The organism is Caballeronia sp. LZ062 (genome assembly GCF_031450785.1).
GTDB lineage: Bacteria > Pseudomonadota > Gammaproteobacteria > Burkholderiales > Burkholderiaceae > Caballeronia.
This window is the reverse complement of sequence record NZ_JARTWB010000002.1, coordinates 2,642,780-2,658,015: the sequence shown is the minus strand read 5'-3', so window position 1 is coordinate 2,658,015 and position 15,236 is coordinate 2,642,780. Positions and strand designations below refer to the sequence as shown.

The following is a 15,236-nucleotide window of genomic DNA, read 5'->3' as shown; positions in this document are numbered from 1 at the left end:
TCAGAGCTCGGTTTTGAGTTGATTCAGCAGATCGGCGTGAGCCTTCTGATCGACTTCGCGTCTCAGAATTTGCTCGGCGCCCTTCACGGCCAGCGCCGCGACTTCGGCACGCAGGGTTTCGCGAGCCTTGACGATTTGCTGGTCGGCGTCCGCCTTGGCCTGCGCGATGATGCGTGCGGCTTCGGCTTGCGCGTTGGCCTTGATTTCTTCGGCGACGGCTGCGGCGCGCTTTTCGGCGTCAGCAATGCGCTGCTGGCCGTCGTTGCGAGCCTGCGCGAGTTCCTGGTCGACGCGCTTGTGCGCGGCTTCCAGTTCCGCCTTGCCCTTGTCGGCGGCGGCGAGGCCGTCGGCAATCTTCTTCGAGCGCTCGTCGAGGGCGTTGATCAACGGCGGCCACACGAACTTCATCGTGAACCACGCGAGGATCAGAAACACGACCATTTGCGCAAACAGGGTTGCGTTGAGATTCACGGTGTTTCCTTAAACGTTGCTTGATCGGAGAGTGAAACGGTTAAAAGGCGCTAACCGGCTGTTGTGCTCGATCAGCGCCTCACCCGTTCCGTTCTGCGTCCTGTGAAAAATTCGGACGCTCACTTCCGAGAAACCTCAGCCTGCGAGACGTGCGAGCAGCGGGTTCGCGAACGCAAACAGCATTGCCACACCAACGCCGATCAGGAACGCCGCGTCGATCAGACCAGCCAGCAGGAACATCTTGGTCTGCAGCGGATTCATCAGTTCCGGCTGGCGGGCGCACGCTTCAATGTACTTGCCGCCCATCAGACCGATACCGATACAGGCGCCGATTGCACCCAGGCCGATGATGATGCCGATACCGACGGCGGTCAGACCTTGGATGTTGGCGATGAAAGCTTGCATGATCACTCCTTTGATTAAAGACTTTGGAACTGGATTTATAAAAATTAAAGCTGTGAATCTCTGAGAATTCCGGACCCCGGCACGCTCACTTTAGTGCGTGTCATGTGCCTGGCCGAGATACACCAGCGTCAGCATCATGAAAATGAAGGCCTGAAGGAACACGATCAGGATGTGGAACACTGCCCACACCGTACCCGCGATCACATGGCCAATGAAGCCGAGCACGGTCAGGTTCGCACTAAACGTCCACATGCTGCCGAGAAGCGCGATCAGCAGGAACAGCAGCTCGCCGGCGTACATGTTGCCGAAAAGTCGCATGCCGAGGGAAACCGTTTTGGCGGCGAACTCGATGATGTTCAGCGCGAGGTTCGGAATCCACAGAACCGGATGCGAGCCGAACGGCGCGGACAGCAGTTCGTGCACGAAACCGCCGGCGCCCTTGATCTTGATGTTGTAGTAGAGCATGAGCAGCAAGACGCCCAGCGCGATGCCGATGGTGCCGTTGAGGTCGGCCGTCGGCACGATGCGATGATGCGGAAGCGCGTGCTCGAGTCCCAGCCAGCCGATCACGCGGCCAGGCAAGTCAACGGGAATGAAGTCGAGCGAATTCATGAGCGCGACCCACACGAACACGGTCAGCGCGAGCGGCGCGATGAAACGGCGGCTGCCGTGAATCATCGACTTCGACTGGTCTTCCACCATTTCCACGAGCATTTCGATGGCGCACTGGAAACGGCCCGGCACGCCGGACGTTGCCTTGCGCGCCGCGAGACCCAGAATGATGATGGTCAAAAGGCCGCATACGATGGACCAGAACAGCGTGTCCAGATTCCAGACGTGGATGTCGAAGATCGACGTCTGCGGATGCGTGGAAAGATTCTGCAAGTGGTGCGCAATGTACTCGGACGGATCCAGAGCGTGCGTTCCTTCGCTAGCTGCCATATCGTTAAAGCCACCCAAATTGTCAAAAATCTTTCGTCGCCTTCGCTTCCGAGCCGCCGCTTCGCGTCGCGGCTCCGGGGCGAGAGGCCCGTGTGCGGAACGCGTTCCGCACTCATGTTCATGCTACCTACCGCAACGCCGCGCCGCACTTACCGCGGAGGTCATGGAGACCGGTCGGCGCGAAATCAACGCAGCGCCATGGCAACCCAGTACGCCTTCAGCGCGACGATATATGTGACCAGCAACGGCAGCCACAACGCGCTCTTGTACCAGAATGCAACGGCGACGAACATAGCAATCGTCGCTCCCATCTTGACGCCTTCGCCGATCATCCAGCTCATGATCGTCTCAGCGCCGCTCTTTGCCTTGAGGCGCGCGGCGAACAGTGCCGCAGGCACCCAGGCGATCGCTCCTCCCAGGAAGGCTGACAGCGCAGCATCGCCCGGCGGCTTGTAGAACAGCCACCACAGAAGCGTCGCACCCAGGGACAAAACCATTTGCGCCGCCACGACCCGATACGGGGTGACACGCGATGGACGACTCACTTGCGGGCCGAACAGCTTTTCTGCCTGATCCCGTGTGAGCGGAACGATATTGTTATCTTGCGCTTCGGCATCCCACGAGTCGTCAGTCGAACTGCGCGGCTGTTCTCCGGTAACGTGGCTGTCGCCGGTTGAGCGAGCACTGACCTGCATGTTTCGTTCGCGCATGTGCGTCGCATTCGCCTGATACCCGCACACGAAGCGTTCGCTTGCAGGCTTCAGCCTTCAACCCAGTGTCCGGAGAATCACCTTGCGCTTTCGTGGCGCTTTCGAGGTGGCCTAGCTGATAAATCCGGGGGATTGTAAGCGATTGTTGTCACGGATTCAATAGTTTAGGTGTGTCAAAAGCCAAGCGGACGAAGCTTAAAAAACGGTCTCAGAACCGAGATTTTTCTTGCGACTGCAAGCAGATTTTCAGATTGAACGCGAGCTTCGCGGACGGTTCACACAAGCGCCCATCCGATGACCATGGCCACGATCCAGAACGGTATCGACATTAGGTGAAACGGTGCCCACATACCCTTTTCGCCTGACAAACGAACGGCGATGAGATTCGCGAGCGAGCCGATCGCCACGCCGAAACCGCCCACGCTCACGCCAAACGCAAGCGCGCGCCAGTCCTTCGAGAACTCGGCGAGCACGATTGCCGCCGGTACGTTGCTGATGCCCTGCGAGAGGACCGCGCCAGCGGCGAATGCGCGCACCGGCGAGTGAATACCGATGCTCGCAATGGCGTCGTGGATCGTCGGTAGCGCCGCTGCGCTGCGCAGCACGATGAACATCAGCACGAAGATGAGCAGCAGAAGCCAGTCGATCTTGAGCACGGCCTCGCGTCGCCAGAGCAGAAAGCCGACGGCGAGCGCAGCCAGCGCCGGTCCGGCGTGATGCGCGTCCGCCAGCGCGACAAAAACGCCGAACGCCACGATGCTGACGCCACACAGCGCACGGTCGACGCGATGCTCTTCCGCGTCGCCGGACAGATCGAGCGGCATCGCGTGAAACATCGCGTACGTCAGCGCGAACAGCAGCGCCATCAGCGCGGCGCATAAAGGCAGCAGCTTCCATACGAACGCACCGAAGGACACCCCGCTCGTCTGCCAGAGAAACAAATTTTGAGGATTGCCGAGCGGTGTAAGGATCGAGCCAGCGTTCACGGCGAGCGCAATCACGATCACGAGCCGCTTGATCGGCAGCGGCGCGAGTTTGTTCAGCGACAGCGCAAGCGGCACGACTGCGAAGAGCGCGACGTCGTTTGTCAGCAGCGTGGACAGGCCTGCCGCGAGCGCGACCAGCAGAAGCGCGAGTCCGCGCTCGCCGTGTATCCGATGCACCAGCCGACGCGCCGCCCACATTAGGAATCCTGACAATTCGATCGCTTTGGTCAGGATCAGCAATCCGGCGAGCGTCAACACCGTCTGCCAGTCGACGAGAGCGGGCAGCGACGTCAACGGTCGCGGATGCGCGATCTGGACGACTACCAGCGCGCACACGAGGATGGCGAGCACCGGCTCCTTCGAAACCGCGTTCCAGATGCGCGTCAGAAAGTCGGGGCGCACGCCCTTTGCATCGAGTTCGGACAAGTTGAGCCTTAGGCGTCAGGCAGCGGTCGTCGGCGTTTCAATGCTGCCGCGCAGCTTCGTGAGGATGCCTTCGAGTGCGTCCAGATTGCCGAAGTCGATCGTCACCTTGCCGCGCCCGCGGCCCCCGACTTTGATCTTGACGCTTGCGGCAAGCAGGTCCGACAGCTCTTCTTCCAGCCGACGGGTATCGCGACCACCGTCGCTTGCCGGACGCGCTTTGGCGGGCGTCTGCTTCAAGGTCGCGGCGACGAGGCGCTCGGTTTCGCGCACCGACAAGCGGCGGTTCACCACATGATTCGCGAGCTGGATCTGCGTGGCCGCATCCACCGACAGCAGCGCGCGCGCGTGGCCCATGTCGAGGTCGCCGGCAAGCAGCATCGTCTGAACGGGCGATGCCAGGTTCAGCAAGCGCAGCAGATTCGACACCGCGCTGCGCGAGCGCCCGACTGCCTCGGCCGCCTGTTCATGCGTGAAGCTGAATTCGTCGAGCAAGCGCTGGATGCCCTGCGCTTCTTCCAGCGGATTCAGATCTTCCCGCTGGATGTTTTCGATCAGCGCCATGGCGGCGGCGGCCTGATCGGGCACGTTCTTCACCAGCACCGGCACTTCGTCCAGACCGGCAAGACGCGCCGCGCGGAAACGCCGCTCGCCCGCAATGATCTCGAATTGATCCGCGCCCACCGAGCGCACGAGAATCGGTTGCATGAGCCCCTGCGCGCGGATGCTCGCGGCCAGTTCCTGCAACGCGCCTTCGTCCATGCGGGTACGCGGTTGATATTTGCCTGCTTGCAGCTTGTCGAGCGCGAGCACCGTCGGCATTCCCTCTCCGCGCACGGCTTCCGTAATGTCGACGCTGCCGCCCAGCAATGCGTCCAGACCGCGGCCCAAACCCTTTTTCTTCATTACAGCGTTCATTTCGATTCCTCCGTCGGCGTTTCCTGCCGCATCGAATGGGGTTGGAGCGCACGCACGCGCTCGATCATTTCCGTGCCGAACTGCATGTACGCCTGTGCGCCGCGCGACGCCTTGTCGAACACGACGCCCGGTAATCCGTAGCTCGGCGCCTCGGCAAGACGCACGTTGCGGGGAATGACCACATCGAATACTTTGTCGCCGAAATGCGCCTTCAATTGATCCGACACTTGCTGCTGGAGCGTGATGCGCGGATCGAACATCACGCGCAGCAGGCCGATTACCTTGAGGTCGCGGTTCAGATTGGCGTGAATCTGCTTGATGGTGTTGACGAGGTCCGAAAGCCCCTCGAGCGCGAAGTACTCGCACTGCATCGGAATGACGACGCCGTGCGCAGCGCACAGCGCATTGAGCGTCAACAGGGACAGCGCTGGCGGACAATCGATGAGCACGAAATCATAGTCATCGGCTATGTCGGCTATCGCGGCGCGAAGAATGCGTTCGCGGTTCTCCATGCCGACCAACTCCACTTCCGCACCCGCCAGCTCGCGATTGGCGGGCAACACGTCGTAGCCGACCGCCTCGGGGCGCACACGCGCCTGGCGTAACGTGACGCCGTCCACCAGCACTTCGTACACCGTGTTCTCGCAGGCGGCCTTGTCGACGCCGCTACCCATCGTCGCATTGCCTTGCGGGTCGAGGTCGATCAGTAGCACGCGCTGCCCGAGACCGCTGAGGCTGGCTGCAAGATTGACCGCTGTCGTCGTCTTTCCAACGCCGCCCTTCTGATTCGCGACGCAGAAGATTTTTGCCATCGTTTAGTGTCCTCGTTTCTTCGCTGTCAGAAGATCAGCATGGGCTGGATTGCTGCACGCGTTCATGCATCGAAGACGATTTCGATGAGATGCCGCTCCGCGTCGAGGAACGGCACGGCGAGGCGTTCGATGCCCGCGACCTGCGCCCCTTGCGGCAGGCGGGCGATCTCGGCGTCGGGTTTGACGCCTTTCATTGCGAGCATGCAGCCGTCGCTCGCAACGAGGTGTCGCGCAAGTGTAACGAAATCCGCGAGCTCTGCGAACGCGCGCGAGACGATCACATCGAATTTTTCCGGTACTTCGACGCCCGGCTGCAGCATCTCGACGCGGCCTGTGACAACTGACAAGTTCGAGAGCCCGAGTTGCGCCTTCGCTTGGGACTGGAACGCCGTCTTCTTGTGAACGATGTCGTTGAGCGTCACGCGGACATGCGGCAAAGCAATCGCGAGCACAATGCCCGGCAGCCCTCCACCCGAGCCGACGTCCAGCACCGTCGACGCGCCGCGCGACCCAATCGCAGGCAAAACCGCCAGCGAATCCAGAATGTGCTGCACGAGCATCTGACGCGGATCACGAATCGCCGTCAGGTTATAGACGGCGTTCCATTTGCTCAACAGCGCGACGTAATCGAGCAGCATCCTCTTCTGATCGGCCGACAGTGTGACGCCAAGTTCGACCGCTCCTTGGTCGAGCATCGAATCGAGGTCGGTCATTGCACCGCCGTCGTCGTAGGCGTTTGATCGTCGCCGCTCGCGCCTCTGCCTCGTCGACCGAGGCCGCGCTTCAGGTGCACCATCAGCAGCGAGATTGCGGCCGGCGTGATGCCGGAGATGCGGGAAGCCTGCCCGATCGTCTCCGGGCGATGCTGCGTCAGTTTCTGGCGCGCCTCGAATGACAAGCCGCGCACGTCGGCATAGTCGATTCCCTCCGGCAAGCGCGTATTTTCCTGCGCGCCGTTTCGGACGATCTCATCTGCTTGTCGATCTATGTAGCCTTGGTACTTCACGCCGATCTCGATCTGCTCCTTGATCTGGGCGAGCAAGACGGGATCGTCCGCGAGCGGTGCGTCCGGGCCACACGAGTTGCCGCGCAACGCGCAGATGCCGTCGTAATACACGCCGGGGCGCCGTAGCAGATCCGCGAGGCTGTACTCATGATCGATCGGCTTGCCCAGCAGCGCCGTCGCTTCTTCCGCCGGTAGCGTCTTGGGATTGACCCACGTCGAGCGAAGCCGTTCTGTTTCACGTGAAACAGCATCGCGTTTGCGGCTGAAAGCGTCCCAACGAACGTCGTCGATCACGCCCAGCTCGCGGCCGATTCCCGTCAGCCGCATGTCCGCGTTATCCTCGCGCAGCGACAGGCGATACTCTGCCCTGCTCGTGAACATGCGGTACGGCTCGGACACGCCGCGCGTTACCAAGTCGTCAACGAGGACGCCAAGGTAGGCTTGATCGCGCCGTGGACACCACGCTTCCTTGCCCTGAACTTGTAGACCGGCGTTGATTCCCGCAAGAAGCCCTTGTGCCGCCGCTTCTTCGTAGCCCGTCGTGCCGTTTATCTGACCGGCAAAGAACAAGCCGTTGATCGCCTTCGTCTCTAGCGACGCCTTCAGCGCGCGCGGATCGAAGTAGTCATACTCGATGGCGTAGCCGGGCCGCAGGATATGGGCGTGCTCGAGGCCACGCATCGAGCGGACGAGTTCGAGTTGAACGTCGAAAGGCAGGCTCGTCGAGATGCCGTTTGGATAGAACTCATTGGTCGACAGGCCTTCCGGTTCAAGGAAGATTTGATGCGCGTCCTTCGACGCAAACCGGTGGATCTTGTCTTCAATCGACGGGCAATAACGCGGTCCGACGCCCTCGATCACGCCCGTGTACATCGGCGAGCGGTCCAGGCCGGAGCGAATGATGTCGTGCGTGCGGGCGTTGGTGTGCGTCACCCAACACGGCATCTGGCGCGGGTGCTGCTCTACTCTGCCGAGAAACGAGAACACCGGAATCGGATCGAGGTCGCCCGGCTGCTCTTCGAGCACCGAAAAGTCGATGGTTCGTCCGTCGATGCGCGGCGGCGTGCCCGTTTTGAGTCGACCTTGGGGCAGCTTGAGTTCCTTCAGACGCGCCGACAACGACGCTGCCGCTGGATCGCCCGCGCGACCACCGACGTAATTGTTCAGGCCGACGTGAATCTTTCCGTCGAGGAACGTGCCCGCCGTCAGCACCACGGCGCGCGCCCGAAAGCGCAAACCGACCTGCGTGACAGCGCCGACGACGCGATCGCCCTCCACCATCAAATCGTCAACCGCCTGTTGGAACAGCCAAAGGTTCGGCTGGTTTTCCAGACGATGCCGGATTGCCTGCTTATAAAGTACGCGGTCTGCCTGAGCGCGCGTGGCCCGGACGGCCGGCCCCTTCGACGAATTGAGAATGCGGAACTGGATGCCAGACTCATCCGTCGCGGCGGCCATTGCGCCGCCCAGAGCGTCGACTTCTTTGACGAGGTGGCCCTTTCCGATGCCGCCAATCGACGGATTGCAGCTCATCTGGCCAAGCGTCTCGATGTTGTGGGTTAAAAGCAGCGTTTTGCAACCTATCCGCGCCGACGCCAATGCGGCCTCGGTACCTGCGTGACCGCCGCCAACGACGATCACATCGAATTCTGTGGGATAAAGCATGGGGATATCGTGTACGAACGACACGAAGCAAAGAAGGAATATCGCAGGATTATATAGGCATCGCGGCGGTGCGTTTTCGGTGCGTCGCTTGGCCGGCGAAAAAAATGGCGTGTTTCACGTGAAACACGCCATCCACAACTTGCCTTAGCGACCGACACTAGGCGACTTTCTTCGTCAGCCCCAAATACGTCTCGATGACTTGAGGGTTGTGCCGCAGGTCGTCGGCCTTACCTTCCAGGGCCACCTCACCAGTCTCGAGGACGTACCCGTAATCGGAAATCTGCAACGCGGCACGGGCGTTCTGTTCGATCAGTAGCGTCGCAACGCCTGTCTGCTTCAGCGCGCTGACGATCTGGAAAATTTCTTTGACGATGAGCGGCGCAAGCCCAAGACTGGGCTCGTCCAACATGAGAAGCCGCGGCTTGCCCATCAGCGCCCGACCCACCGCCAGCATTTGCCGCTCGCCTCCGGAAAGCGTACCGGCGGCCTGCTTCCGCCGTTCCTTGAGCCGGGGAAAAAGCGCAAATACATGATCCAGTTGATCGAGATAATTGCGCTCGCCCGCGCGCTTTCTGCGATACGCGCCAAGCACGAGGTTGTCCTCCACCGTCATCGTCGAGAATAGCTCGCGCTTTTCCGGCACCAGACACATTCCACGTGCGACGCGCCGCTCAACAGCCAGCGCCGATACGTCTTCGCCCAGATAACGGACGACGCCCTTCGCGTGGCCTGTCTGCGGCAATGCTCCCATGATTGCATTGAGCAGAGTCGACTTCCCGGCGCCGTTCGGCCCGATCACGGATACGATCTGCCCCGCAGCGACCCGCAAGTTGCTGTTGTGCAGCGCTTCGACCTTGCCGTACCGCGCAGAAAGGTCGCTTACTTCTAGAACAAATTCGGCCATCACTCCACCCCGCCCAGATACGCTTCCAGTACCGCTGGATTCTCCTGCACGTCCTTCGGCAGCCCCTCGGCGATCTTCGTACCGAATTCCATCACGACGAGCCGGTCAGTCAGGTTCATCACGAAGTCCATGTCGTGTTCGACGAGCAAAATGCTCATGCCTTCTGCACGCAGCTTGCGAAGCAGGTCGGCGAGTTGCTGCTTTTCCTTGTAGCGGAGGCCTGCGGCAGGTTCGTCCAGCAGCAACAAGGTCGGGTCACAGCACAGCGCTCGCGCAATCTCCAGAATGCGCTGTTGTCCTAGCGCGAGACTGCCCGCCTCCGCGTACAGGTGCTGGCCAAGACCAACGCGCTCGATCTGCCTCGCCGCCTCGTACATCAGTCGCGCTTCCTCCGCTGCATTCAGCCGCACAACGCTTCGCCAGACGCCGGTACTGCCCCGCAGGTGCGCACCGATCGCAACGTTCTCCAGCACCGTCATACCCGGCAGCATCTTGACGTGCTGGAACGTGCGTCCGATGCCGCGTTTCACGATCTCGCGCGAACTGAACTTGTCGATACGTTCACCGTGAAACGTGATCGCACCGCTCGTCGCTTGCAGCACGCCGGTCACGAGGTTGAAAGTCGTGGACTTGCCTGCGCCATTCGGACCAATCAAACCGATGATCTCGCCTGCCTTGACGTCGAAACTGACGTCGTTCACCGCGACAAGGCCGCCGAACTGCTTGCGCGCCTGATCGACGACCAGCAATGGCTCGCCGGCCGCCGGTTTGCTGCGCTGCGGCAACAGCTCGCCGTTCTCGGGAACATGCGCGCGTGGCCCGCGAGGAAACAGCCGCGCCACGAACGGCCACACGCCCTGCCGCGCATATTGAAGCAAGAGAACCATCACGACGCCGAAGACGATAATCTCAAAATTGCCGTTCGCACCGATGAGCTTAGGCAGCAGCGTCTGCAGATAGTCTTGCAGCACGGTGAGGATCGTCGCGCCGAGAATCGCACCCCAGACGTGCGACACCCCGCCGACCACCGCCATGAACAGGAACTCGATGCCGTGGTTCAGGCCGAACGGCGTCGGATTCACTGCGCGCTGCAAGTGCGCGTAAAGAAAACCGGAGATAGACGCAAGGACCGCAGCATAGATAAAGATGACGACGCGCATCCACGCCGTATTGACACCCATCGCTTCGGCCATGACGCCGCCGCCGCGTAGCGCGCGGATGGCGCGGCCCGGACGACTATTAAGCAGATTCTGAACAGAGACGACGGCCAGCAACACGACCGCCCAGATCAGATAGTAGATGTTCCTTCCCGACTCAAGCTGCCACCCGAACACGTTCAGCACCGGAATTCCGTTGATGCCGTCGTACTTGCCGAGCAATTCCATGTTCCCGAACAGATAGAACAGCGACAGCCCCCACGCAATGGTGCCGAGCGGCAGGAAGTGCCCGGAAAGCCGCATCGTGACGAGTCCGAGCAGGAGCGCGATGAACGCCGTCAGCACAACGCCCGCGATCAACGCAAGCCACGGCGAGACGCCGTAGCGCGTCGTCAGGAACGCGGTGGCATACGCGCCGACACCGACGAACGCAGCCTGTCCGAAGCTCGTCATGCCGCCGATGCCGGTCAGGAGCACGAGCCCTATCGCGACAATCGAATAGAGGCCGATGTAATTGAGCAGCGTGATCCAGTACTCCGGCACGGCGACCGGCCCGGGCAGCACCGGCAGCGCGAACACGACCAGAAGAAAGAGCCAGAAGAAGCGATATCGATGGAGAAAGGTCATGGCTTACTCCTCGTCTTCGTCGGAATGCGGGCTCGCCAGGCTTCGCCATAGCAGCACCGGAATGATGAGCGTGAAAACGATGACCTCCTTGTACGCGCTCGCCCAAAACGAGGAATACGACTCGAGCAGCCCGACGAGCAGCGAGCCGGCTGCGGCGAGCGGGTAGCTCACGAGACCGCCGACGATTGCGCCGACGAAGCCCTTCAGGCCGATCAGAAAGCCCGAGTCGTAGTAGATGGTCGTGATAGGCGCGACCAAAACGCCGCACAGCGCGCCCAAGCCCGCCGCAAGCGTGAACGCCAGACGCCCCGCCTGCGTGGTGCCGATGCCCACGAGCCGCGCGCCCAGCCGGTTCACCGACGTCGCGCGCAACGCCTTGCCGGAAAGCGAGCGGTCGAAATAGAAGTACAGCGCGACGATCAGCACGAGCGCCGTCCCGACGACCCACAGACTCTGCCCGGATATCGACACGCTGCCGACGTTGAAATTGGCGTCGGAAAACGCCGTCGTGCGGGACCCTTCCGCGCCGAACATGACGAGCCCCAGGCCGACCATCGCGAAGTGCACGGCAACCGCCACGATCAGCAGCAACAGCGTGCTCGCCTCTGCGATCGGCTCATACGCCAGCCGATACACGAACGGCCCCATCGGCACGACGATCAAAAGCGTCAGCGCGATCTGCGCGATCATCGGCAGCGCCTGCGTGAAGACCGCTTGCGTCAGCGCCCATACCGCGACCGGGAACAACAGATACTTGCCCGCGAGCACCGCCAAGAGCCGCCCTATCCGATGATGCCGCGCCGGATGGCGCACGATGCCAGCGACTTCGGCGACGAAACAACCGACGCCCATCGCGATGAGCAGAAAACACGTTGCCGGCAGCTTCTGCGTTTGAAGCGCGGCCAGCGTGAGCGCGCCATACGCGACGAACTCGCCCTGCGGAATGAAAATAACGCGAGTCACGGAAAATACGAGCACCAGCGCGAGCGCAAGCAACGCGTAAATCGCGCCCGTCGTGATGCCGTCTTGCGCGAGAATCGCCGCAATCGAAAAGTCCATACTTCCTCTTCAGAGCTTCTTTGAAACACGAGGGCCGCGTTCGGCCGATGAACATGGGAAAAGCGGCGCACCATCGGCGCGCCGCTTCTCTATCTTGAAAATGACCTGCGCGGTCAGTCGTTCAGCAGCTTCCACTTGCCGTCGACGATCTGCACCATCACGCGAGCGCGGTCGTCGAAGCCGTTGTGGTCCGTCGGCGTCGTATTCATGATGCCGTGCGAGACCGGCAAGTCTTTGAGATTCTCCAGCGCCGCGCGCAGCGCCTCACGGAACTCGGGCGTGCCCGGCTGGCCCTTTTTGAGCGCCTCGGGAATCGCGCGTGCGAGCATCTGTCCGGCATCCCAGGCATGGCCGCCGAACGTCGAGAGCGAGCCTGCGCCGTACGCCTTCTCATACGCGTTCTTGTACGCTGCCGACGACTTCTTAACCGGATTGCTGTCCGGCAATTGCTCGGTCACGAGCACCGGACCGGCCGGCAGAATCTCGCCATCGCAGTCCTTGCCGCAGACGCGCAGAAAGTCGTTATTCGCGACGCCGTGCGTCTGATACACCTTGCCCTTGAAGCCGCGTTCCTTCAGCGTCTTAGCCGGCAGCGCGGCCGGCGTACCCGCGCCCGCAATCAGCACGGCGTCCGGGTTCGCGCCCATCGTCTTCAGCACCTGACCCGTGACGGACGTGTCCGGACGGTTATACCGCTCGTTCGTGACGATCTTCAGTTTGTGCGCGGCCGCCGCCGTGTTGAACACCGAATACCAGCCGTCGCCGTATGCGTCCGCGAAGCCGATGAAACCCACGGTCTTCACGCCGTGCTTCTCCATGTGGCTTGCAATGGCGTCGGCCATCAGCGCGTCGTTCTGCGGCGTCTTGAAGACCCACGCTTTCTTGGCGTCCATCGGCGCGATGATCGACGCGGACGCGGCCATCGAGATCATCGGCGTCCTGGCGCTCGACGCGGGATCGATCATCGCGAGCGAATTCGGCGTCACGGTGGAGCCGATGATCGCATCGACATGATCTTCGTCGATCAGCTTGCGCGTGTTCTGCACCGCGCGGCTCGTGTCGGTGCCGTCGTCGAGCACGATGTAGTCGACCGATTTCCCGCCGATCTCCTTCGGCAACAGCGCGACGGTGTTTTTCTCGGGAATCCCGAGCGATGCGGCCGGCCCTGTCGCCGACAACGTGACCCCGATCTTCACCTGCGCGAACGCTGCGCTCGCAGCGAACATCGCGCTGCCGGCAACAGCCAGCACCGCGCCCCTTCTGACCCATGCTTTCTTCGTTTTCATTGCTCGTCTCCAAACGCGATTCTGCTTCTCGCACACCCCCGTGGTGCACTGCTGCGAGTTCTTTCCGATGACCTCGGCTGTTCAGCCGCCCCAATCTATGGACCGCCCTGACCCATGCCTAGCCTCGTTTTCCCTGACCGATAAAGCCACGCGCGCGGACTCGCGCCTCTTCTTTCGCGCATAAAAAAGGCGCGTTCCTTGAAACGCGCCTTGGTTGATATCGACCCACATATCGACGGTCAGTTGCCCGACAGCTTCCACTTGCCGCCGACGATCTCCACCATCACACGCGCTCGCTGATCGAGCCCGGAGTGATCGTTCGCGCTCATGTTGAAGATGCCGTGCGATGCCGCGAGATTCTTCGTGTCCTCGATAGCCGCGCGCAATGCCTCGCGGAACGCGGGCGTGCCGGGCTGCCCCTTCTTCAGCGCGACGGGAATCGCGTGTTGCAGGATCAGCCCCGCATCCCATGCGTGGCCGCCGAACGTGGACACCGAGCCCGCGCCATACGCGCCTTCATAAGCCTTCTTGTAGGTGAGCGCGGCCTGCTTCACGGGATTGCTGTCCGGCAACTGTTCCGCGACGAGCAGCGGCCCGGCGGGCAGGAACGTTCCATCGCAATCCTTGCCGCACACGCGCAGGAAGTCGTTGTTCGCGACGCCGTGCGTCTGATAAATCTTGCCCTTGTAGCTGCGCTCTTTGAGCGTCTTTTGCGGAAGCGCGGCCGGCGTGCCCGCGCCCGCAATCAGCACCGCGTCGGCGTTCTGCGACATCATCTTGAGCACTTGCCCGGTCACGGACGCGTCGTTGCGCGCAAAGCGTTCGTTTGCGACGACGCGTATCTTCGCGAGGTCCGCCGCCTTCGTGAATTCCTTGAACCAGCTCTCGCCGTAGGCGTCCGAAAAGCCGATGAAGGCAACCGTCTTCACGCCGTGATTCGACATGTGCTGCGCGATGGCGGTGGCCATGAGAATGTCGTTCTGCGGCGTCTTGAAAACCCACGCGCGCTTGCTGTCCATCGGTTCCACGATGCTCGCGGCCGCGGCCATGGAGATCATCGGCGTGGTGGTCTCGGCGGCGATGTCGATCATCGCGAGCGAGTTCGGAACGACCGTGGAACCGATCAGCGCGTCGACGTGATCTTCGCTCGTGAGCTTGCGCGCGTTCTTGACGGCTTGCGTGGAATCGGTGGCGTCATCGAGCACGATGTACTGCACTTTCTGCCCCGCGATTTCCTTCGGCAATAACGCGATGGTGTTCTTCTCCGGAATGCCGAGCGATGCGGCCGGGCCCGTTGCCGATACCGTCACGCCGATTTTCACGTCCGCCAGAACTTCAGTGCTAAATACCGCCGATAATCCCGCGACGGCCAACGCGACCGCTTTAGCGCGTAATGCCCACTTCATTGGTTTGCACCCCGTAACTCGTTTGTTCGAATAGAAGTCATGCCTGAATGCATGCTGCGGGTTTATTTTCGCGAATCGCCGACCGATGAGTCGGGAAATGCAGTGTAGCGACGGGAGCGCCGCGCATCAAGCGTTTTGGCGGCGTTACGCGTGTGGTTTCACTCTAAATGCCAAGCGCGAAAACCCGCCTGGAATGAATCCGTCAGTCGAATCGTATTAGCGACATGGAAATACGGGCCCGGAAAATAAAAAGGCGCCGTTGGACTCATCCAACAGCGCCTTCCGATTTGGGCACTTTGTGCCTCATGTCTCCTCGTTCTCCACCTCAAAAATCTGGGTGCATCAGAACTAGACAGGATATTAATGTCCGCATCATTTCGCGACAACCTAGCATTTACCCTAGTGGTGCATATAAGCACCTAAAAAGGGCGTCTTTTCTGCCGTTATCCGTAGGCTTTC

At 61.3% G+C, this 15,236-nt stretch carries 14 protein-coding genes; all 14 read right to left on the bottom strand.

Annotation, left to right across the window (positions count from 1 at the left end):
• The 14 genes from P9239_RS18475 to P9239_RS18410 all read right to left on the bottom strand — a co-directional run bounded on the left by P9239_RS18475 (position 1) and on the right by P9239_RS18410 (position 14,777).
• A complete protein-coding gene (locus P9239_RS18475; protein WP_244847529.1) occupies positions 1–471 on the bottom strand; it encodes a F0F1 ATP synthase subunit B in 471 nt (156 codons plus the stop codon).
• A 135-nt stretch (positions 472–606) separates the two neighbouring features.
• Entirely contained in the window at positions 607–876 is a 270-nt protein-coding gene (gene atpE / locus P9239_RS18470; protein ID WP_175938665.1) for a F0F1 ATP synthase subunit C, read from the bottom strand.
• Between the two features lie 90 nt (positions 877–966).
• On the bottom strand, positions 967–1,818 hold the full coding sequence (atpB, locus tag P9239_RS18465) for a F0F1 ATP synthase subunit A (protein ID WP_309753439.1): 852 nt from the start codon (positions 1,816–1,818) through the stop codon (positions 967–969).
• Between the two features lie 185 nt (positions 1,819–2,003).
• The gene (locus P9239_RS18460) at positions 2,004–2,528 is read right to left on the bottom strand and encodes an ATP synthase subunit I (protein ID WP_404980083.1); all 525 of its coding nucleotides are present in this window, start codon (positions 2,526–2,528) and stop codon (positions 2,004–2,006) included.
• Positions 2,529–2,803: 275 nt separating this feature from the next.
• Positions 2,804–3,916: an SLC13 family permease gene (locus tag P9239_RS18455; RefSeq protein ID WP_309754149.1), complete on the bottom strand. Its 1,113-nt coding sequence runs from the start codon at positions 3,914–3,916 to the stop codon at positions 2,804–2,806.
• A 39-nt stretch (positions 3,917–3,955) separates the two neighbouring features.
• Positions 3,956–4,855, bottom strand: coding sequence for a ParB/RepB/Spo0J family partition protein (locus P9239_RS18450; RefSeq protein WP_309753438.1), 900 nt, complete (start codon positions 4,853–4,855; stop codon positions 3,956–3,958).
• A complete protein-coding gene (locus tag P9239_RS18445; RefSeq protein ID WP_309753437.1) occupies positions 4,852–5,667 on the bottom strand; it encodes a ParA family protein in 816 nt (271 codons plus the stop codon). Before P9239_RS18445 ends, P9239_RS18450 begins: the two co-directional genes overlap by 4 nt.
• A gap of 62 nt (positions 5,668–5,729) precedes the next feature.
• The gene (gene rsmG, locus P9239_RS18440; protein WP_309753435.1) at positions 5,730–6,380 is read right to left on the bottom strand and encodes a 16S rRNA (guanine(527)-N(7))-methyltransferase RsmG; all 651 of its coding nucleotides are present in this window, start codon (positions 6,378–6,380) and stop codon (positions 5,730–5,732) included.
• Complete coding sequence (mnmG, locus tag P9239_RS18435) at positions 6,377–8,338, bottom strand: tRNA uridine-5-carboxymethylaminomethyl(34) synthesis enzyme MnmG (protein WP_309754147.1); 1,962 nt, start codon at positions 8,336–8,338, stop codon at positions 6,377–6,379. Before mnmG ends, rsmG begins: the two co-directional genes overlap by 4 nt.
• Before the next feature lie 157 nt (positions 8,339–8,495).
• A complete protein-coding gene (locus P9239_RS18430) occupies positions 8,496–9,242 on the bottom strand; it encodes an ABC transporter ATP-binding protein (RefSeq protein WP_309753433.1) in 747 nt (248 codons plus the stop codon).
• Positions 9,242–11,026 (bottom strand): branched-chain amino acid ABC transporter ATP-binding protein/permease, encoded by a 1,785-nt coding sequence (locus P9239_RS18425; protein ID WP_309753431.1) that lies wholly within the window; start codon positions 11,024–11,026, stop codon positions 9,242–9,244. Before P9239_RS18425 ends, P9239_RS18430 begins: the two co-directional genes overlap by 1 nt.
• 3 nt (positions 11,027–11,029) lie before the next feature.
• Positions 11,030–12,085, bottom strand: coding sequence for a branched-chain amino acid ABC transporter permease (locus P9239_RS18420; RefSeq protein WP_309753430.1), 1,056 nt, complete (start codon positions 12,083–12,085; stop codon positions 11,030–11,032).
• A gap of 113 nt (positions 12,086–12,198) precedes the next feature.
• Complete coding sequence (locus tag P9239_RS18415) at positions 12,199–13,371, bottom strand: ABC transporter substrate-binding protein (RefSeq protein ID WP_309753428.1); 1,173 nt, start codon at positions 13,369–13,371, stop codon at positions 12,199–12,201.
• A gap of 239 nt (positions 13,372–13,610) precedes the next feature.
• The gene (locus tag P9239_RS18410) at positions 13,611–14,777 is read right to left on the bottom strand and encodes an ABC transporter substrate-binding protein (RefSeq protein WP_309753426.1); all 1,167 of its coding nucleotides are present in this window, start codon (positions 14,775–14,777) and stop codon (positions 13,611–13,613) included.
• Between the last annotated feature and the right edge of the window lie 459 nt (positions 14,778–15,236).